General features: G+C 42.4%; 14 protein-coding genes. 8 read left to right on the plus strand and 6 right to left on the minus strand.

Annotated elements, in window-relative coordinates:
- Positions 1 to 162: 162 nt before the first annotated feature.
- Together HWQ44_RS03345 and HWQ44_RS03350 are read right to left on the minus strand one after the other, a co-directional pair.
- On the minus strand, positions 163 to 3,285 hold the full coding sequence (locus tag HWQ44_RS03345) for an efflux RND transporter permease subunit (protein WP_292714774.1): 3,123 nt from the start codon (positions 3,283 to 3,285) through the stop codon (positions 163 to 165).
- A 79-nt stretch (positions 3,286 to 3,364) separates the two neighbouring features.
- Positions 3,365 to 4,822 (minus strand): efflux RND transporter periplasmic adaptor subunit, encoded by a 1,458-nt coding sequence (locus HWQ44_RS03350; RefSeq protein ID WP_292714778.1) that lies wholly within the window; start codon positions 4,820 to 4,822, stop codon positions 3,365 to 3,367.
- A 558-nt stretch (positions 4,823 to 5,380) separates the two neighbouring features.
- Here HWQ44_RS03350 and HWQ44_RS03355 point away from each other — a divergent pair.
- Together HWQ44_RS03355 and HWQ44_RS03360 are read left to right on the plus strand one after the other, a co-directional pair.
- Positions 5,381 to 6,262 carry an Npun_R2479 family HD domain-containing metalloprotein gene (locus tag HWQ44_RS03355; RefSeq protein ID WP_292714781.1) on the plus strand — a complete coding sequence of 294 codons (882 nt, stop codon included), beginning with the start codon at positions 5,381 to 5,383 and terminating at the stop codon, positions 6,260 to 6,262.
- 155 nt (positions 6,263 to 6,417) lie between these two features.
- Entirely contained in the window at positions 6,418 to 7,533 is a 1,116-nt protein-coding gene (locus tag HWQ44_RS03360; RefSeq protein WP_292714784.1) for an ABC transporter permease, read from the plus strand.
- Positions 7,534 to 7,892: 359 nt separating this feature from the next.
- Here the strand turns inward: HWQ44_RS03360 and HWQ44_RS03365 are convergent, their stop codons facing one another.
- The gene (locus HWQ44_RS03365) at positions 7,893 to 9,668 is read right to left on the minus strand and encodes an ATP-binding protein (RefSeq protein WP_292714786.1); all 1,776 of its coding nucleotides are present in this window, start codon (positions 9,666 to 9,668) and stop codon (positions 7,893 to 7,895) included.
- Between the two features lie 884 nt (positions 9,669 to 10,552).
- On the minus strand, positions 10,553 to 11,620 hold the full coding sequence (locus HWQ44_RS03370; RefSeq protein WP_292714789.1) for an ATP-binding protein: 1,068 nt from the start codon (positions 11,618 to 11,620) through the stop codon (positions 10,553 to 10,555).
- Between the two features lie 191 nt (positions 11,621 to 11,811).
- Here HWQ44_RS03370 and HWQ44_RS03375 point away from each other — a divergent pair, with 191 nt between their 5' ends.
- A complete protein-coding gene (locus HWQ44_RS03375; RefSeq protein ID WP_292714791.1) occupies positions 11,812 to 12,354 on the plus strand; it encodes a hypothetical protein in 543 nt (180 codons plus the stop codon).
- A gap of 41 nt (positions 12,355 to 12,395) precedes the next feature.
- On the plus strand, positions 12,396 to 13,001 hold the full coding sequence (locus tag HWQ44_RS03380; protein ID WP_292714794.1) for a hypothetical protein: 606 nt from the start codon (positions 12,396 to 12,398) through the stop codon (positions 12,999 to 13,001).
- A 16-nt stretch (positions 13,002 to 13,017) separates the two neighbouring features.
- Here the strand turns inward: HWQ44_RS03380 and HWQ44_RS03385 are convergent, their stop codons facing one another.
- Positions 13,018 to 14,043, minus strand: a complete 1,026-nt coding sequence (locus HWQ44_RS03385; protein ID WP_292714796.1) for an ABC transporter permease — start codon at positions 14,041 to 14,043, stop codon at positions 13,018 to 13,020.
- A 142-nt stretch (positions 14,044 to 14,185) separates the two neighbouring features.
- Positions 14,186 to 15,838, minus strand: a complete 1,653-nt coding sequence (locus HWQ44_RS03390) for an ABC transporter substrate-binding protein (RefSeq protein WP_292714798.1) — start codon at positions 15,836 to 15,838, stop codon at positions 14,186 to 14,188.
- A 615-nt stretch (positions 15,839 to 16,453) separates the two neighbouring features.
- Here HWQ44_RS03390 and HWQ44_RS03395 point away from each other — a divergent pair.
- The 4 genes from HWQ44_RS03395 to HWQ44_RS03410 all read left to right on the plus strand — a co-directional run bounded on the left by HWQ44_RS03395 (position 16,454) and on the right by HWQ44_RS03410 (position 20,475).
- The gene (locus HWQ44_RS03395; protein ID WP_292714801.1) at positions 16,454 to 16,780 is read left to right on the plus strand and encodes a hypothetical protein; all 327 of its coding nucleotides are present in this window, start codon (positions 16,454 to 16,456) and stop codon (positions 16,778 to 16,780) included.
- A gap of 494 nt (positions 16,781 to 17,274) precedes the next feature.
- A complete protein-coding gene (psbB, locus tag HWQ44_RS03400; RefSeq protein WP_292714805.1) occupies positions 17,275 to 18,804 on the plus strand; it encodes a photosystem II chlorophyll-binding protein CP47 in 1,530 nt (509 codons plus the stop codon).
- Positions 18,805 to 18,910: 106 nt separating this feature from the next.
- Positions 18,911 to 19,018: a photosystem II reaction center protein T gene (locus tag HWQ44_RS03405; protein ID WP_084227385.1), complete on the plus strand. Its 108-nt coding sequence runs from the start codon at positions 18,911 to 18,913 to the stop codon at positions 19,016 to 19,018.
- A 299-nt stretch (positions 19,019 to 19,317) separates the two neighbouring features.
- A complete protein-coding gene (locus tag HWQ44_RS03410) occupies positions 19,318 to 20,475 on the plus strand; it encodes a S1 RNA-binding domain-containing protein (RefSeq protein ID WP_292714808.1) in 1,158 nt (385 codons plus the stop codon).
- Positions 20,476 to 20,510 lie beyond the last annotated feature (35 nt).

Raw genomic sequence — 20,510 nt, forward strand, 5'->3', positions numbered from 1 at the left:
TGGCGCTCGGTGCGGCTGCGCCGCACCATCGCTTGTGACAGTTGCGTAAGTCCTGTGTTTGTTATGATTCCCACTGGTAAATGCGATCGCACAATAGGCACAGAGGCACAAGCAATACGGTTCGGTTAAGGAGACGCGATAAATCGCCGTCTCTACAATTATTTATTGGCGCGATGGTTTCTTACCAAAGCCATAACGCAATGTATGCATAATCCAAGTTTGGAAATTGTCGATGTAGCTAAATATCACTGGCACTACCACCAGTGTCAACAGAGTAGAAGTTGTGAAACCGCCCATAATGGCAATTCCCATTGGTTGGCGAACTTCAGATCCCGCGCCAATTCCTAATGCTAAAGGTAGAGTCCCTGCGATCGTTGCTAGAGAAGTCATTAAAATCGGGCGCAGACGTGACACACCCGATTCTACGAGGGCCTGACGTTGGGTTTTGCCTTCTTGCATGTTGATGATTGTATAGTCAACTAACAGAATCGAGTTTTTGGTGACAATCCCCAACAGCAACACCACACCAATTAGGGCATATAGTCCCAAGGGCTTTTGGGCAACCATCAACGCTACCAATGCGCCGCCTAAACAAAAGGGCAAGGCTGCCATAATCGATAATGGATGGAGGAAGTTGTTATACAGCAGCACCAGAATTGCATAGATACACATTAATGCCAGCCCTAATGCACCGCCAAAGCGACCGAAAATCTCTTGCATAATTTTGGCACTGCCTGAAGGTTGCTGTACTACTCCCGGTGGTAAGTTTTGCATCACAGGTAGTTTGTTGATCGTTTCTACGGCCTGTCCCAAAGAAAGCCCTTGCAAATTGGCTTCTACGGCAACTTGACGGGCGCGATCGTAGCGGTTAATGGTAGCAGGACCACTGCCAAAGCGGATATCTGCCACTGCCACAAGGGGAATCAATCTACCATTTTGACTGGGGACTTGGAGATTGGTGATTGTATTAATGTCAACTCGCGCTTTCGGATCGATTTGCACACGAATGGGGATTTGGCGATCGCTTAAATTAAATTTTGCCAAGTTGGCCTCATTATCGCCGATGGTGGCAAGAGAAGCAGTCCGAGCGATCGCTTGCACTGTCACCCCCAAATCTGCTGCCCGTTGCAGGTTGGGAATTACCAAAATCTCTGGTTTGACTAAACTCGCAGTAGAAGACACTTCTACTAATCCAGCTATGGATCGCATCTGCTTTTCTAGAGCATCAGCAGCTTGATTCAATGCTTGGGGATTTTCACTTCTGAGGACAATTGACAAACCTTTGCCAGTGTCACCAGGCGACTGACTTTTGAAACTAATTCTAGCTCCTGGTATTTGCCCAAAGTCAGGCCGCACTTGTTCCTCAAACTGTTTTTGGGAAATATTCCGTTCTTCTCTGGGTTTGAGATTAATGGTAAGGGTTGCAGAATTGATCTCTTCCGTTGCTAATACACGTTCAACTAGTGGGTTTTGGCGGATGATGTCAGTGGTTTGTGTGACTACCTTGTTAACGTCTGCCAAAGTGGAACCAGGAGGTAATTCTATAGATACGTTGGAAATCCCAAAGTCGCCATCATCAACGAAACCCTTGGGAATTAAGGGAACCAGCGTCAGACTAGCAATAAAAAAAGCTAAAGCGATCGCCATTGTGGTCAATCTATGGCGTAACGCCCACTCTAAGAGCGATCTATAAGGTTGAAAACCCCGACGCTTTTCAGTTGTGAGTTTTCTACTTCCGTTCCCGCTACCTGGAAGTGTAAATTTGAAATTAAATAATTTTATTACTCCCCCTGCCCCTCTATTCTGCTCCTGTAAAAGATACGCCCCCATCATCGGCGTAACCATCCGCGCGACAAGAGTTGAGAAAATTGTGGAAACGGCAACGGTAACACCAAATGGTTGGAAAAACTGCCCCGGAATTCCACCCATGAAGGCAACGGGCAGAAACACTGCAATAATCGTCGCTGAACTGGCGATTACCGCTAATCCTACTTCGTCGGAAGAGTCAAAAGCAGCTTCCCAAGCTGATTTGCCCATAGCCATATGCCGTTCCATGTTTTCAATTTCCACAACGGCATCATCTACCAAGTTGCCCACCGCCAGCGCTAATGCCAACAAAGTCATGTTGTTGAGGGTGTAACCAAGGGCTTGCTGCACTGCAAAAGTGGGAATTATTGATAGGGGTAAGGCAACAGCGGTAATTAATGTTGCTCGCCAGTCCCGCAAAAACACTAAAATAACGATGACCGCCAGCACCGAAGCTTGAATCAATTCATCAATGGTGCTTTGGTAGGATTGACGGACAATATCGGCTCTAGTAAAAATTAAATCTAGCTTGACATCTGCGGGAAGTGTTTTTTCCAGTTGTTTGATTGCTGCTTTCACTCCTTCTTCCACTGTCACCAGAACGCTACCAGTACTACGCAACACTTGGAAAGCTACCACGGGTTGATTATTCAAACTGGCGGATTGACGCACGTCGCCAAATTTATCTTCTACGGTTCCCAAGCTGGATAAGGGTACGGAACCACCTTGTGGTAAGAGGATTTCGTAGGTTTTCAAAATATCCACACTGGTAGCACTTCCAAGTGTGCGGATACTTTGTTCGCTACCACCAACTTCGGCGCGTCCGCCAGGTAAGTTAATGTTCAAAGCGCGGATTTGGTCGTTTACCTGGGTGGCGGTGATCGCTAGAGCTTGTAAGCGGTCTGGATTAAGATTAATCCGAATTTCTCGGTCAACTCCACCCACGCGCTGAATTTGTGCCACACCACGGACTCCCAATAAGGCGCGGCTAATGGTTTGGTCTACGAGATTGCTTAATTCTTCTACAGAACGCTGATCTGATTTAACTGCGTAGGTAATCACCGGGCCGCCGGAAAATTCCAGACGTTCCACAATGGGGTCGTTGATATCTTGGGGTAAATCTTGGCGAATTTGAGCGATCGCATTTCTCACATCATTGGTAGCGCGATCGGTATCTGTACCCAAAACAAAGTTGATTGTTGTCTTAGAATTCCCATCACTGACGGTGGAAATCATAAAATCGATATTGCCCAACCCTGCGACGGCATCTTCAATTTTTTTCGTCACTTGGGATTCTAGTTCTGCTGGGCCTGCACCCGGTTGGGTGACTTTGATCAAAACTGTTGGTACATCAATATTTGGGTTAGTATCAATCCCCAAGGATATAAAGGAGAACCAACCCACAACCGTCAAAATTAAAAATAAAACTATCGTGGGAACAGGTTTTTTAATCGACCAGGCTGAGATATTAAAAGACATTGGGAAATTTTAGATTTTAGATTTTGGATTTGTCATTGGTCATTGGTCATTTGTCATTGGTTATTTTTCCCCACTTTCTTCAATTTGCGACTCGAACCTTATCGCCATCTTTGAGATATCCGGCACCATCAACTACGACGCGATCGCCTAACTCCAACCCACTTTTAATTTCCACTGTGTCGTCATTACCAGGATCTCCTAACTCTACTTTCTGGCTGCGGACTACATCTCCACTCGATAAGGTAAATACAATTACACTTGCGTCTGCTTGGGACTGCACTGCTTTTTGCGGCACCACCATTCTCATCCCTGAGTTTGTAGTAATTGCAGCACTAGCAAACATCCCTGGTTTGAGTAAAGTTGTTGGTGGTAAGTCAATTTTTACTGTAGCCTCACGTCTTTGATCGTTTACTTGTGGTTGGATGTCTCTGACTCGTCCCTGCGATCGCACGCGCTTATCCACATCTGAAGTAATTTGCACGGATGCGCCAATTTTCACTTGAGTTAGTTGAGTTTCGGGCACTTTCGCCTGAAGTTCTAGCTTTTCATCTCGGATGATAGAAAATAGCTTTTGTGTGCCACCAATCACAGTTCCCACCTGGGTTTGCGGCGGCACACCAGTGACATCACCGACTCTGGCCAGTTTTTCAGCGATGACTCCAGAAACCGGCGCACGCACCACAGTTTGTCCTAACTGAGTTTGCAGTTGTTGCACCTTAGCAGCACTGCTGCGGACATCGGCTTTGGCTTTGTTGATAATAGCTTGGGCGTTACCAATATTAGCTTGGGCACTGCCGATATTAGCCTGGGCACTACGCACATTTTCTTGGGACAGGTTCACAACTTGGATGGCAGTTTTCACATTGTAGGAACGAGTATCGAGTTCCTGCTTACTAATCGTTCCAGAGTCAGCAAGTTGTTGATAGCGCTGATAATTCTTGCCTGCTTCCTCTAGCTTTGCCTTAGCTTGAGCTAAATCGGCTTGTTTTTGCTGGACTATTGCTTTATTAGATGCCAAATCGGCTTGTTTCGATACCAAATCTGCTTGTTTAGATTCCACATCTGCTTGTTTAGATTCCACATCTGCTTTTGCTTGACTAATTTGGCTTTGCAGTATGGAACCATCCAACACCGCCAACACTTGACCTTGTTTGACAAAAGCTCCTTCTTTGATATTTTCGGGGATGCTTTTGATTAGTAAGCCGTTTGTCTGCGGTAGCACCGGAATTAAATCACGCGCTGCTACAGTCCCAGTGGTTTTGAGGGTACGGACAACGCGAGCGGTTTCTACAGTGGCGATGGTGACTGTCATCGCTGGGTTCACTTTTTTATCCGCTACTGCACTTTGTTGACGGGATGGAAGACGACTGAATACACCCATCCCAGCAAAGGCGATCGCGATTCCTAAACCAGCACCCAACAATAATGGTTTCAACCATACCCTGGTTGGTTTTTGATCTGATTTGCTCAAAAAGCTAGCATCTTCAGAGGTTACAGGTTTTTTCACCTCGACTTCTGAAACACTTTCATCGCTCACAGTCCCACCTCCACTTTCTGTCTATGCATACCAATCTTGGTATTTTCTTAAGAAAACTTGAAATTTATTTACTTCATATCAACTATGACGCATTTCGTAGTAAATGTCTTTCCTGAGCAACAGTATATAACAGAACAATCTTACTAAGAGAAATTACTAACAAGAAATGCTTAAGAATTTTATCTAGATTAAGCTACTCTAGGTCACACACCAGATGTATTTAGATCACCGCCAACCAAGGCTTAGATATGAAAAACTAATGAAGTGAATCAAGATTTATCTAATTAAAATCTGAAATATTTATGTATCTTGGTACACTAGTAAATTCTTTATTCTACGCAACCCATAATTCCTCTAAAGCCTTTGTGTTGCTAGGAAGCCATCTACTACCATCTAATCCAGGCATAGGTTAAGCTAGCGTCCACAGCTACACGTGAGTTACAAAGGAGCAAACAAACTCCATTGCCCTAAATTCCAGCAAGGGTGGCCCTGATTATGGAGTTTGGAAGTCAATCAATCAAATCAATAAATAATTGGTATTTACCAGAGTAACCAGATATGTTCAATGCCACTGAAATTTTAATTGATGCCTTTGTAGATGAAATTCGAGAAGGTTACCGTCGCACTTATGGCTGCTTCAAAAATGATTATCAGGACATTATCGCCTGGGCTGGTAACATGGCTTTGGAAAACATTGCCAATAGCGATGCTCTTTATCACAATGTTGAACACACTGTCCTAGTCGCCCTGGTGGGGCAAGAAATTTTACGTGGTAAACACATCAGGGAAGGCGGTGTTTCCAGTGAAGACTGGTTGCATTGTATTATTTCTTTAGTGTGTCATGATATTGGCTACGTTAAGGGAGTTTGTCGGCAAGACCGAGAAACAGCAAACTTATATGCCACAGGTAAAAATGGCAGAATGATTTCTGTGGCTGCTGGCGCTTCTGATGCTAGTCTGACGCCCTATCATGTTGATCGAGCCAAGCTTTTTATTGATGAGCGTTTTGGAGGTCACAAGTTAATAGATGCTGAGGCAATTAAGAGCAATATTGAATTGACTAGATTTCCCGTACCTGCGGCAGAAGATCATCAAGATACAAAGTGCTTTGCAGGATTAGTCCGTGCTGCTGATTTAATTGGTCAACTCAGCGATCCGCGTTACTTGAAAAAAATTACTTCTTTATTTTACGAGTTTGAAGAAACTGGTGTAAATAAAGTTTTGGGCTATAAAACCCCTGCCGATTTACGTAATAACTACGCTAAGTTTTACTGGAATGGCGTCTATCCCTATATTCAAGAAGGGCTGCATTACCTATCATTGACACAACAGGGAAAACAAATTCTTGCTAATCTCTACTCAAATGTGTTTGTTGTAGAACATGAAAAACAACAGGAAGAACAGCAGCGATATTTAGAGAAGTTAGCAGTTGGGAGTTAGGAGTTATTCAATTTGGGATTTTAGATTTTTCCTTGAATCTAAAATTCAAAATCCCAAATTGGCAGAGTTGGGAGTTAAGAATTATTAATGATGAATTATGAATTAAGATAAAAGCTTAATAACTCATAACTCCTAACTTATAACTCCTAACTATTATGGATTGGTGGCGACGACTGAAGAAAAATCCTTTGGCACGATTTGGGGCAATTTTGCTGTTAATTTTCTACATAGGAGTAATTGCAGCGGATTTCGTAGCTCCTTATGACCCCTATGCTTCACAGCCTAATGGTTCACTACTGCCACCAACTAAGATCCACTGGGTTTCTCAATCAGGGCAGTTTATCGGGCCTTATGTTTATCCAACGACTCAGGGAGATACGAATTTAGAAACAGGCGATCGCAAACTTATTGTAGACTCGAAAAAGCCCTCACCCCTGCGTCTATTTGTCTCTGGGCCAGAATACCGCTTGTTGCAGATGAGTTTGCCATTACCTCCGAAATGGGATGAAGTCACAATCTTTCCTGGTATCCCCTTAAATTGGCATTTATTTGGCACAACAAGTGGCACAAAAGTCAATATTTTGGGCACTGACGACCAAGGCCGCGACCAATTTAGTCGCCTGCTGCATGGCGGTCGCATCAGTATGTTTATCGGGATTTTTGGCATTATCATTACCTATCCCCTCGGTTTGCTCATCGGGGGAATTTCCGGCTATTTCGGCGGTGTGACTGATAGCGTCATTATGCGCTTGGCAGAAGTGCTAATGACTTTCCCTAGTATTTATCTTTTGGTGACATTGGGCGCAGTCTTACCAGCAGGTTTAAGTAGTACCCAGCGCTTTTTGCTGATTGTGGTGATTACTTCAGTTATTAGCTGGGCTGGTTTAGCACGGGTCATTCGGGGACAAGTACTATCACTTAAAGAGCGAGAATTTGTCCAAGCAGCGCGGGCAATGGGTGCAAACCCACTTTATATTATCCTCCGCCACGTTTTGCCGCAAACGGCTAGTTATGTAGTTATCTCTGCAACTCTTGCAATTCCCAGCTTTATTGGTGCAGAGGCGATACTGAGTCTCATCGGCTTAGGAATTCAACAACCAGACCCCTCTTGGGGAAATATGCTTTCTCTGGCTAGCAATGCTTCAATTTTGGTGTTGCAACCTTGGTTAATCTGGCCGCCTGCTGTGCTGATTATCCTCACAGTGCTGGCATTCAACTTACTCGGTGATGGGCTGAGAGATGCACTTGACCCGCGCAGTTTAAGAAGATAAGCCTTCAATAATAGCAAATGCGAACGCTGAAATAACAAATGCGTACTCCGAAATAACAAATGCGAACCCCGAAATAGCAAATGCGAACGCCGAAATAGCAAATGCGATCGCCGAAATAACAAATGCGTACTCTGAAATAGCAAATGCGAACACCAAAGTAACAAATGCGAACGCTGAAATAGCAAATGCGATCGCCGAAATAACAAATGCGATCGCCGAAATAGCAAATGCGAACGCTGAAGTAACTAATGGAGTCGCCGAAGTAACAAATGCGAACGCCAAAGTAACAAATGCGAACGCCGATATAGCAAACAAATGCCAAATGCGTAGACGTAGCCAGCCGTAGGCATTGCTCTACTCTACTGCTGCAAAACCCAACGGCGAAACAGTTCTACGATAATCCGCCAGCTTCCCTGAGTTTCTTCAACAACATCATGACGCTTCAGAGTATTCAGCGCTTCCTGTAAATCGGCGTTGTTCATATTTGTAGATTGAGCTAAGGCATCCAAACTTAACCCCTCCGTGTGAGGTGCAAGTACCCGTAGAATTGCTTGTTGACCCTCAACACTCCGTGCTGCCTGACCCCAAACCCCAGTAAAATAGTAGCGTCCCTGCTTGAAAAACCCAGGTTCATTGATAACTACTTCCACATCTTCTAGCGTGAAAACTGAGTCACGGGGTCTTCCTTGCTCAAAAACAAAGTTATTGTAGCGGCGCACTAGCTGAAAACCCAGCAGTTGTACTAAATATGGTTGACCGTGTGTTAGGGCGTAGATTTCATCTAAAGCTTCTAAAGTGTAGTCGAGGGGGAAGTCATCACCTGGGTTAGCTAAAATTTGGCGAGTAGCTGCGCGTTCTTGAAAGCCAACATGGATGGGGATGACACTGGCAAAGAATGGTTGGAAGTAATCTGTTGTCATTTCTTCTAAGGTATGCAAACCAGCAAAAGCAAAAGCGATTTTAGAACTCATTTGCACTAACCCTCGCAGAAAACCCATAAAATCCACAGGGATTTTTTTCGCTTCAATCAAATCTTCAATTTTCTCGAATTCGTCTAAGGCGATGATTAACCCACCATCTAGTTGTGCTTCAACCTGTTTTAAATAGCGTTCAAAAGTCCGGTAGGGGAGATTTAGTAAATCAGCGTCAGATGGCGGTGGAAGTTTTACAGTTTGAGAAATTTCATCACAAATTGCCATCAGCACCTCACCAACTCCTTGGGGGCTATCTCCCAAACGTAGAAGGTTAACATAAGCTAGCTGTATTTGTGACTCTAAACGGTTAGCAACGTTAACTAAAATAGAGGTTTTGCCCATGCGCCTGTGACCGTAGAGAACTACAGATTGGAGTTGATGCTCCATAATCCATAATTCCTCTAGCTGTCTCATCACGTCTTCACGCCCAACAAACCGCTTGCCCTCAACTGGATTACCTACAATGTAGGGATTGCGTACATGCTCAGTAATTGAATTCTCCTTTAACTTCTCAGCTACTCGTAGCAAAGATTTCTCCCAAGAACTGGCAATTAACTGTACTATTCTTATATCAGCATATTGAAGTAAACTATTAGTCTTTTCTGAAAGAGTTTTTAACTTCTGTAAAGCTTGGTTAAGAGCAAAAGAACGGGATACAGGAGATGCACTTCTTTGGATGGTACGAGCATCCTGAATGATTGAAACAAGATAATCAAGAGCTTCCCAAGTAGGATGCCGGAGTAGAGGTGCTGGAGGAATTGTTGGTGATTGAAGCATAGCAATAGTTACTAATTCATCAGCATCCAAAAAAGCAGCAAGGGTTTGAGTTAAAGTAAACATTTCCTCGCCGTAAAGACAATAACGAACTTCATAAAAAGCTTTAATTGCCTCTTGGAGATATCCCTTTTCTCTATATTCTTCACCCCTATAGTCATTAATTTTATACAGTTTCCAAAAACCATATAAAGCAGCGTGATATTGAGTATCAAAACGGATGCTTGAATATGACTCTAGATTTCCCTCCCAAGTATAGCGGAGTTCTTCCAGATGTTCAGATGATAACTGGGATAAGCGTAATAAAAGTTGTTCTGGAGGTGTTTGTGCCAGGGCGCGATTAATAGCCTCGGTAACGGCGAACAATTGGAGACTGTAAGCTAACACTTGATTGATGTTGTAAAGCCCACTTTCCCAATCATGCAGCAGCCAGTTTGTTAATTGAGATGATAAGTAAGGAAGTCTGAGTGAAGTTATATGAGCAAATAGCCTATTTTTTCTGCTAGGAATAAGTTGAGATAGAAGAATATTAATCAGCCAATCATCTAGCCTATATCTTGCTAAGTCATTTGCTATAAAAAATGCTATAAAAAAATATATTATTAAACCTATGGCAATAATATTTAAGAGATATAATCTAAGAAAAAATGTTATTACAATAACAAAAACTACACGTTTAGCCCAAAGATTTAGTGATATTTCGCTAGAAGTAAATTCATTATCATTTTTTTTATAAGCTAGACTTCTAATAACACCATTTATAAGACCAAATAATATACCCAAAGATACACTGTTTTTGGCCATGAAGGATAAATAAATTTTAATTATATCTTCATCAATTGGAACAGTTATGTTTTCAGTAAGTACATTTAAAATATAGGCCAATATTATATTAAAACCTATAAAACTTCCAAGCCAGTGTACTTTGCCTATTTCATTATCTAAGTCAGAAAAAAAGTTACCTAAGTAACCTATACTAAAAAATACACTTATTATGACACTCTGCCAATGAATTGGAAATTTTGTATTTTTAAGAAGAATATTTAGAAAATAGTTACTAAATATTACTAATAGCCAACTCTGTATAGCCAACTGAAGTTGAATATGATTATAACGTTGTTGACTTCTGAAGGTATCCACGTACCACTGCAAAGCTTGCGGGAAGAAAAACACCCAGTACAGTAGCCGCAAATAGTCCAACGGATTCCATAAAGATAAAGGTTGTCTAAGATTAGGAGCTAAGTTTAAGCGAGGAACAGAGTGGTTTTGGCTCATCGTAGATTCTCTACATATTGGGCATAAGTTTGATGGCAGAGTTGCATCAATCGTTGGGGATGACCATCGCTTTTTTGTACAAGTTGATTTATTTCTTCCCTAGTAAAACTTACAGAAGTCATACTCAGACGAGATGCAATAAAAGTACGGGCAGTATTTTCGTCCCAAGGTTCAATATTTTCCTCTTGACAAATACCTTCTAGTGGTGATGTATTACCTTGATTGTGACTATCGTTAAACAATTCATTCAATGGTACACGAGCAGCAAGAATCAACCGGAAAAAAGGATCACTCCCCTCAGCTAAACCGCGCAGTTGTTCAAACACATGACGAGAAAAGCCTTTTGAGGTGATATTGCCTACATTATCTGTAGCTAGAATAACTCTACAATTTCGTAAATTGCGGGCTAGCATATGGCCTTTACTGTTAGGAATACCAATTTCGTTACATAAAGCACTGTAGAAGTCATCTTCATCATCAATCAAATTCAAGTCTAAAAATACTGCTTGACAAGGCGATTCAACAAAAGTTTTTACTTGTTGGCAAATTCTCCATAGCAGAGAGGATTTACCTAGACCCTTCTTGCCTATAAGAGCAATACTACTACCACTGTTAAATGCTTCAAATATGCGTCGCATTTCTCGTTCTCGTGCAAAGAACTGCTGCGGATTTACTCTGCCTTGTAGCGGAATAAAAGGATTATAATTTTGCTGTGGAAGGGAAGTAGGCTCTGATTCATATTGTTGAGCTAGATTAGTTGGTTCTGCAATTGATTTTTGTAAAGATAAAACTTGTGCATAAAGCTGTTGATATTGATGTTCTATTGGGTTTTTAAAATTTCTCTTACTAACTTTTATTCCTATCTCTTCTGTAATCTTTTTGCATAAGTTTGCACCTGCCTCTCTCAAATGTTGTTCGCTGTAATCAACCTGACTAGCAATATCTTTGTAACTCTTATGCTGCCACATTCCTAAAAAGAGGCTGGTTTCCAAGTCATTTAAGACTTGCTTATTCTTTTGTACAAACATATTATTAATGAATTCCAATGCTTCTTTTGAGTTCATTCGACTGACTTGAACTGGCAGAGTAAATTTTAAAATTAGCTATTAGCGTAATACTTTACCCTACAAACCTACATTTGCCTACTTTCCCTTACAACAATTTAATCACTCAAACTTCCTACTAGCGCCTACCTATAGAGCCTGTGTCTCAAGTGATGATGGTGTTACAGCACAAAAGTTGAGGAGTTTGAGAAATGACAACTTTTACACAACAGCTTGCACTTGCTCTTATCGCTGCCACTGCCGCCATATTAGCTGCCGGAGTACCTGCCATAATGGGGCTTGGGAACAAATCTTCCCTAGAGTTACCCTCTGTCACCGCCACTTCTACAACGTGTGATAAAGTTACTGTGGCTAAAGTATGCGTTGATAATCTTACAGTGCAGTTTAATAGCAACGAACCTCAGCAAGTCAAAAATAGCGATCGCATACCTCTAAAAGCCGGAGATACTCTAAGATTATCAAATCTAATCTATTGCATACCATCTAAAGCTCCGGTCAATCGAGTAGAAGTAAAAGTTTATCTATTTCCAAATGGAGTTGAGAGTTATAAAAATGGACTTTTCACTCCTAGTAACTTCCCGATTAATGCTGTTTGTCATCATATTGGTAATTTTCAACAAATTTGGAAGCTTGAACCAGGACAGCACCGAGTTAGCATACCCATTATCAAATATGTTGGCAGCAACAGAATTGTTGACAGTAGTTTCTACTTTAACTTGGATGTTGGAAGGTAATTTCAGTCTTCTATTTAAAAGCGAAAGAGAGTAATAGTTTTATGGCTTACAGCGAGTTTAGTTTAGCTAAAGCAAAACAAGACTTTAGTTTAAGCACATTAGAGAAACGCAATATCTTCGCTGGTGTTTCTGAATTAACAGCGAGTAATTTACTTGTAGAAACACTCAATTATAACCTGGATATCGCTTTAGGTAGTAATAGTGAAAAAGCTCGTTCTGAGTTAATTATTGCTCCCATCTTAGTTGATTTACGCCGACAATTACACGAACAAGTTAGTTTATTTTCTGGAGTAGATTTTACTGTCGATAATAGCAAAGGATTAAACGGCACTTGCGATTTTATTATTACTAAATCTCCAGAAATTCTCATTTTGACAGCACCAGTAATTACAGTTGTAGAAGCTAAAAAAGAAAATATTAATGGGGGTTTGGGTCAGTGTGCAGCGGAAATGGTAGCAGCCCAAATTTTTAATGAGCAAGCTGCAAGTGAGATTAAAACAATTTACGGCGCAGTTACAACGGGCAGTATTTGGCAATTCCTCAAACTAGAAGCACAAACATTAACTATTGATTTAAGCGAATATTATCTCAAAGATGTGAACAAAATTCTTGGGATTTTAGCCAATGGTATTTCTCAAGAAATTTAACAAAATGTCCAACAGCTTAATATCGAATTCGCGGATCTACATAAGCATTTAAAATATCAATTAAAATGCTGGCACTCACAACGATCGCACCAAAAAAGACTAGCACTCCCTGAACTGTGGGATAATCGCGATCGGCGATCGCTTGATAAAGTCGATTAGCTAACCCAGGCCAAGAAAATGTTACCTCTGTCAAAATCGCCCCACCCAACAGAGATGCAAAGGTTAATCCCAAGACTGTAATTACTGGAATTAACGCATTTTTTAAAGCGTGGGAAGCTAAAATCTTATTTTCACCAATACCTCTGGCTCTAGCGGCTTCTACATAATCTGCTTGCAAGGTTTGCTTTAAATTCACTCGCACAATTCGCTCAAAAATCCCACTGAGCAAAATTCCTAGTGTAAGACTCGGTAGAGCCAGATGGTGCAAGGATGTGAAAAACTGAGTGAAATTTCCACCGAGTAAGCTATCAATTGTATACAATCCCGTCACAGGAGTAGGAGCCGGCAGATTGGGCGGAAAGCGGTTTGAATTAGGAAACCAACCCAATTGGACTGAGAAAATCAACTGCAAAAGCATTCCCGCCCAAAACATAGGGAGTGCGTAGGTGATGATCCCAAATAAGCGCCCACCGACATCAAAATATGTCCCAGGACGAGAAGCCGAAAGAGTCCCAACCGCAATTCCAACGATGAGTGCAACCGCCATACTACATACTGCTAACTCCACTGTCGCCGGGAAATATTGCCCAATTATGTCCCAAACATTTTGTCCGCGACTCATTAAAGAAGTTCCCAAGTCAAAGCGTAGTATGCTTCCCAAATAATTGAGATATTGTAGCCACAAAGGAAGGTTTAAACCGAGTTGTTTTCGCAATTCTTCTTTAGCTGCTTCTGGCGCACGTCCACCAAGAATTGCATCAGCTGGATCTCCTGGCGTTGCTCTTAATAAGAGAAATACAATGGTGATAATCGTTAATAGCTGAAGTGGCGCAAGAAGCAACCGAGAAACAATGTAATATTGTAAAGCTTTAGAACGAGACATAAGCAATTTAAAGTTTAAAATTCAAAATGCATTTTTGGAACCTATTTTAGCTATCAACTACATATATATTGAACAAGAAGTTTTTATTGAATAGTCAAAAGTCAATGGTCAACATTTATGACTAATGACTAATGACTAATGACTATTTTTTAAGTGTCTGGTAAACCAGAATTTGAGTAGGGTTAAGTTGTACGCTACTAACACCTTTTTGGGCAAATACATAGTCTTTGTTTTGCCATAAGGGAACGTAAGGTACATCAGTAGTTACTTGCGTTTGAATTTCTGTAAAAATTTTCTGACGCGCTGCGGGGTTTTGTTCTTTACGTTGTTGATCAATCAGTTTATTTATGGCTTCGCTATAGTAGAACGAACCCTGAGTTTGACTGCCTCCATCTTCGCATCCTTTAGCCACAGAACCTTTGTCACAAGACAAAAATGGCTGGACGTAATTATCTGGATCTAAAAAGTCTGGATACCAATCAAGTAAAGCTGCTGGATATAAACCCTTGGCAATATCTTTAAAAAAGGCTGGCCCTTCCGCTTGGGTGACTTCAAATTGCAGTATTCCATCCATTTTGACATCAACAAGTGATTTGAGTGTCTGTGCTGCCAAACTACGAGTAGGTGAACTAGAAGGATACCAAACTTGCACTTTTGCAGGATTTTCTTTGGAAAAGCCAGCAGTAGTTAACAATTTTTTAGCTTGATCGAAGTTAGCATCGCCATACTTATCTTTGAATAATGGCACAGAAACATTAAACGTCGTGGGAATCATGCTATAAAGCGGATCTGCTTGACCAAGTAACACTCGCTCGTTTAAAAGTGGACGGTCAATTATGGATGCGATCGCTTGTCTTACCTCTAATTTATCTAAAGGCTTTTGATTCCGGTTTAATACCAGATAACTTACTACACTACCTTCAGCTGCGATCGCTTGCCAATCTCCTTTTTTCCCACCTTCTTCCAAACTCCGATTTTGATCTGGCTGTAGTGACAGATAAGCTACATCCACTGCGCCTGTACGGAAGGCATTAAACAAATTAACCGGACTAGTTTGAATTTGGAGATTAACACCCTTGTTAGCTGGTTTTTCTCCCCAATACTTATCAAACACATCAAATCGGATGGAATCAGTACCATACTGTCCTAATTTGTAAGGGCCAGTCCCCACAAAAATATTCGGCTTGAATTTACCAGCACCGAGTTCGTAAGCTTTTGGTGAAACTGCACACACCCCAGGAAATGCCAGCAGTGAGGGGAACGCTGAAAAGGGTTTTTTCAGCTTGATAGTCAACTCATACTCACTTGTAGGTTTTATCGAATCTACTATATCAGCTAGTAAAAATGAGGGTTTTCCTTTATTTTCAATAAAGCGCTGGATGGTAAAAGCCATTGCTTGAGCGTTGAAGGGAGTCCCATCGTGAAAAACTACTCCCTGACGTAAGGGAATCGTATAAGTTAAACCGTCTTGACTGATTTTGGGTAACGCTGTAGCTAGCTGGGGCTTAATTTCTGTGCTTCCTGGTTCGTAGGTGTAGAGGCGATCGCTCATATTAAACACCAAACCTAAAGATGCTAACTCATAAGCATCAGCCGGATCAAGTGTTCTTGGCTTGGCTGTTGTACCGATAGTAATACGACCATCACCTGTAGGGGTATTTACAGAACCAGATGGTGGCGTAGAAGAGTTAGGACGAGGAGCGCAACTAACAACCAAAAATAAACATAGACAGAACAAAGATAGGAATTGTGTAATCCGACCCCACCGTTTCACGGACAAGGAAAACCAGGTCATAGGAATAATATATTTGAGACCAGCGGTCAGCAATTTTACTACATTTGTGACTCTTGTGCTGAATCTTCACAATTTATAGCGGTTGTTGTTTCGATGAAACACGCGCTTTAATTAGCAATGCTCATGGCTAAGTATATACGTATAAAAAACAGAACTTATACAGCAAAATCAAAGAAAACTTGTTCTAAATTATGACTCTGTAGCCGTTTAAATCAAAAATTTGTGGCAGATACTCAAGTTCATGGTTAAGTTAATTGCTACTGGGCGATGTCTACGACGGGCTACACCTAAGCACTATTTTGTTACAAAAAATCATTGACAAAAATACAGAGTTTGATATTTGTTAAGCACTGAAAAATTTTGATTTAATTAAGATTTTCGACATTGGCTAAATTTATCGTAAATTCATAGTAACTAAGAAGTTAAGCTTTGACCTTAGCTTAAGTAGTGTACATAAAGACTTTGCCTGTTGCTGCTTGGAAACAGACAGCGATAAAGCGATTTATCGTCAAGATCGGCTGTATTGTCAAAAAGAAGAGTGTTTGAACATCAGCGACTAAAGCGATCGCGATATCGTTAACAGCAGATTGAAAGTCTAATAGTGAGACTAAGACCGTGAAGTATTTCTTTCTATCTGAGGGATGGGCAGTTGCAAGAGTCTGGGCATCTGATGGACTCTGGCAAATAACTGCATGGCGACGCCAACCAGATATTCAGCGAATGAATATTTGTTTAGTCGAACAAAATGAATTGCTCTGGCTTTATCGAGTTGAAGAAGCCATTTTAACTGTGGAAGTAAAGCCAACAACACCAGTAATTGGCAGCCAGACCATCGGTCAAGTAGTACTCAAGCGTCTAATGAGTGCCGAACAGGTAATCGAACGCCTGGGTACAGCCGAGGCGAAGTGTCAATTGCAAAATATCCAGTTGGTGGTTCAGTAAATATGGGGCATGGGGCATGGGGCATTGAAAAGAGGCAGAGGGGCGGGGTGCAGGGGGCGGAGGGGAAAACTCTTCTCTCTTGCTCCCTTCTCCCTTGCTTCTTCCCCAGTCCCCAGTCCCCAGTCCCCGCCTCCTCGTAAAGAAAAGATAAGTAAATTTAATCCTCGACGCTTATTGGTAGCGAAAAAACTGGGACATGCTACGCGATCGCATCAATTTACACGCTTGCAAACAATTCCATCAATAGTTACACTTTTTAAAACATTCTCATTTTTGCTTGGCGATGGCTACCCTACAAGGTAAACCTCCCGAAGCGAGTAAGCATTGCCTCATCTCCCACGCTGTCTGACTTATTAAGACTAAGCTGTGGTGATACTCTGGCTCTGGCAATAACAAAAAACAAGAGAGAGTTTTATGAGTGGCGATTTTCGTCTCTCATAACCTCAGTAAGAAAATTGCTTTGTAAACTAACTCATCGAGGAGGAGCGTAGTCGATGGGACTACCCTGGTACCGAGTACATACAGTCGTTCTGAATGATCCAGGGCGACTGATTTCTGTACATCTAATGCACACAGCCTTAGTAGCAGGCTGGGCTGGTTCGATGGCACTCTACGAACTAGCTGTTTTTGACCCTAGCGATCCGGTTCTCAACCCGATGTGGCGTCAAGGGATGTTCGTCCTACCCTTCATGTCACGTTTGGGCGTTACCCAATCTTGGGGTGGTTGGAACGTTACTGGTGGCCCATCCAGTGATCCTGGCTTCTGGTCATTTGAAGGTGTTGCTGCCGCTCATATTGTTCTTTCCGGTCTGCTATTCCTAGCCGCCGTATGGCACTGGGTTTACTGGGATTTGGAACTCTTTAGAGATCCCCGCACTGGTGAACCGGCTCTCGACTTGCCAAAAATGTTTGGCATTCACCTGTTCTTATCTGGTCTACTTTGTTTTGGATTTGGTGCTTTTCACGTCACCGGACTATTTGGGCCGGGGATATGGGTTTCTGACGCTTATGGTATAACTGGCGCTGCCCAGGCAGTAGCACCAGAATGGGGACCAGATGGTTTTAACCCCTATAACCCTGGTGGCATTGCGGCTCACCACATTGCTGCTGGTGTTGTTGGTATTATTGCAGGCTTATTCCACCTCACAGTTAGACCCCCCGAACGGCTCTACAAAGCCCTACGGATGGGGAACATTGAAACAGTACTTTCTAGCAGTATTGCAGCAGTCTTCTTCGCTGCTTTCGTTGTTGCTGGTACTATGTGGTACGGTAACGCCGCCACTCCCATCGAATTGTTTGGCCCTACCCGCTATCAATGGGATCAAAGCTACTTCCGTCAAGAAATTCAGCGCCGCGTTCAAACTAGCGTTGGTCAAGGTGCAACCCTCGATCAAGCTTGGTCGCAGATTCCTGAAAAATTGGCTTTCTATGATTATGTCGGTAATAGCCCCGCAAAAGGTGGTCTATTCCGTACAGGGCCGATGGTGAAAGGTGATGGCATTGCCCAGTCTTGGCAAGGTCACGCCGTATTCAAAGATTCTGAAGGACGCGAATTGAACGTGCGTCGTCTCCCCAACTTCTTTGAAACCTTCCCAGTGATTTTGACCGATGCAGATGGAATTGTCCGCGCTGACATTCCCTTCCGTCGGGCAGAATCTAAGTATAGCTTCGAGCAATCTGGTGTTACCGTTAGTTTCTACGGTGGTAATCTGAATGGTAAGACCTTTACAGAACCAGCTGATGTGAAGAAGTATGCCCGTAAGGCTCAAGGCGGTGAAATCTTTGAATTTGACCGGGAAACCTTGAACTCTGATGGTGTATTCCGCACCAGTCCTAGAGGTTGGTTTACCTTTGGACACGCCGTATTTGCTCTGCTGTTCTTCTTTGGTCATCTCTGGCATGGCGCTCGGACAATCTACCGAGACGTATTTGCTGGTGTTGATGCGGATCTTGAAGAGCAAGTTGAGTGGGGTCTGTTCCAGAAAGTGGGTGACAAGTCAACTCGCCGGAAGGAAGCCCTTTAATTTCAGTGCTGAGTGCTGAGTTCTGAGTTAAAGCTCTGACTCAGCACTCAGGTAACTCAGCATTAAAAACTTTAATTACTGGCTGGATAAAGAGGAAATCGTAATAATGGAAAGCGTTGCGTACATCTTGATTTTTACTCTGTGTATAGGTACTCTCTTTTTTGCGATCGCATTTCGCGAACCCCCTCGTTTTGAGAAACCAAAAGATAAGTAGATCCTAATTAACAGACCTTTAAGCTGATTTCAAGAAGTTAGTATCCGTTGCTACCACATTTAGTAGCAGCGGATATTATTATGTTTGTCCTTTGTTGGTTTTCACTACTAAGTAAATAACTAAATCATTTTTATATTGTGATATAATTTCCAATCTTGGGAGTAGATATGTGTTAATACTAGCTTTTCTACGCTAGGATGAAAAAGGATGTTTTGTGTAAGCTGCCATAGAACTGCTTGCACAGCACATCGCGCTTGTCGCACAACCTTTACGGAGACTAGAACCAGGAACAAATCAGCATGGTCAATCAGAATTTAACCGCTACAGAAATTGGATTCACTCACGAAGATTTCGCTGCTCTACTTGACAAATACGATTATCATTTTAGCCCTGGCGATGTTGTGCCAGGAACAGTTTTCAGTATAGAGCCGCGCGGCGCTCTGATTGACATTGGTGCTAAAACCGCAGCATATATACCTATACAAGAAATGTCTATTAACCGGGTGGATAGCCCGGAAGAAGTTTTACAATCAAACGAAACGCGGGAGTTTTTCATCCTTACCGATGAAAACGAAGATGGTCAATTAACCCTTTCCATTCGCCGTATTGAATATATGCGGGCTTGGGAACGCGTGCGACAGTTGCAAGCAGAAGATGCTACTGTCCGTTCTGGCGTATTTGCAACCAATCGCGGTGGAGCATTGGTACGGATTGAAGGATTACGTGGCTTTATCCCAGGTTCCCACATCAGTACCCGTAAACCTAAAGAAGAATTGGTAGGCGAGGATCTACCGTTGAAATTCCTAGAGGTGGACGAAGAACGTAATCGCCTAGTTCTATCTCATCGTCGAGCGCTGGTTGAGCGCAAGATGAATCGCCTAGAAGTCGGCGAAGTAGTAATTGGTACTGTTCGTGGTATCAAGCCCTACGGTGCTTTCATCGACATTGGCGGCGTCAGTGGTCTACTGCATATTTCAGAGATTTCTCACGAACATATTGATACACCTCATAGCGTGTTCAATGTCAATGATGAAGTGAAAGTTATGATCATTGACTTGGATGCAGAAAGGGGTCGGATTTCCCTATCTACCAAGCAGCTAGAACCCGAACCCGGCGACATGATTAAGAACCGGGATTTGGTCTACGATAAGGCGGAAGAAATGGCTGCTAAGTATCGTGAACAACTACTAGCCAAGCAGCAAGGTGCTACTGCTGCATCGGCTGCGCCTGCGGAAGTTGTAGCAGACGAAGAGATTCCACCAGCAGCAGAGCTTGAAGAAGAGATTCCACCAGCAGCAGAACTTGAAGAAGAGATTCCACCAGCAGCGGAACTTGAAGAAGAAATTCCACCAGCAGCAGAACTTGAAGAAGAAATTCCAGTAGTTGCGGAAATTGAAAAGGAGATTCCAGCAGCAACGGAAACTGAAGAGGAAATTCCAGCAGCTATTGAAGAGTAATAGGTTTTTTAAAGTTTTACTTCTCTTTAAGTAAG

This window comes from Nostoc sp. JL34, assembly GCF_017114945.1.
In the GTDB taxonomy this organism is placed as follows: domain Bacteria; phylum Cyanobacteriota; class Cyanobacteriia; order Cyanobacteriales; family Nostocaceae; genus Nostoc.

What these genes read in the sequence shown, in the direction of transcription:
- HWQ44_RS03375 (WP_292714791.1), top strand. Translation starts at nt 11,812, where the DNA reads ATGACAACTTTTACACAACAGCTTGCACTTGCTCTTATCGCTGCCACT.
- HWQ44_RS03410 (WP_292714808.1), top strand. Translation starts at nt 19,318, where the DNA reads ATGGTCAATCAGAATTTAACCGCTACAGAAATTGGATTCACTCACGAA.
- HWQ44_RS03360 (WP_292714784.1), top strand. Translation starts at nt 6,418, where the DNA reads ATGGATTGGTGGCGACGACTGAAGAAAAATCCTTTGGCACGATTTGGG.
- HWQ44_RS03370 (WP_292714789.1), bottom strand. Translation starts at nt 11,620, where the DNA reads ATGAACTCAAAAGAAGCATTGGAATTCATTAATAATATGTTTGTACAA.
- HWQ44_RS03345 (WP_292714774.1), bottom strand. Translation starts at nt 3,285, where the DNA reads ATGTCTTTTAATATCTCAGCCTGGTCGATTAAAAAACCTGTTCCCACG.
- HWQ44_RS03385 (WP_292714796.1), bottom strand. Translation starts at nt 14,043, where the DNA reads ATGTCTCGTTCTAAAGCTTTACAATATTACATTGTTTCTCGGTTGCTT.
- HWQ44_RS03355 (WP_292714781.1), top strand. Translation starts at nt 5,381, where the DNA reads ATGTTCAATGCCACTGAAATTTTAATTGATGCCTTTGTAGATGAAATT.
- psbB (WP_292714805.1), top strand. Translation starts at nt 17,275, where the DNA reads ATGGGACTACCCTGGTACCGAGTACATACAGTCGTTCTGAATGATCCA.
- HWQ44_RS03405 (WP_084227385.1), top strand. Translation starts at nt 18,911, where the DNA reads ATGGAAAGCGTTGCGTACATCTTGATTTTTACTCTGTGTATAGGTACT.
- HWQ44_RS03380 (WP_292714794.1), top strand. Translation starts at nt 12,396, where the DNA reads ATGGCTTACAGCGAGTTTAGTTTAGCTAAAGCAAAACAAGACTTTAGT.
- HWQ44_RS03390 (WP_292714798.1), bottom strand. Translation starts at nt 15,838, where the DNA reads ATGACCTGGTTTTCCTTGTCCGTGAAACGGTGGGGTCGGATTACACAA.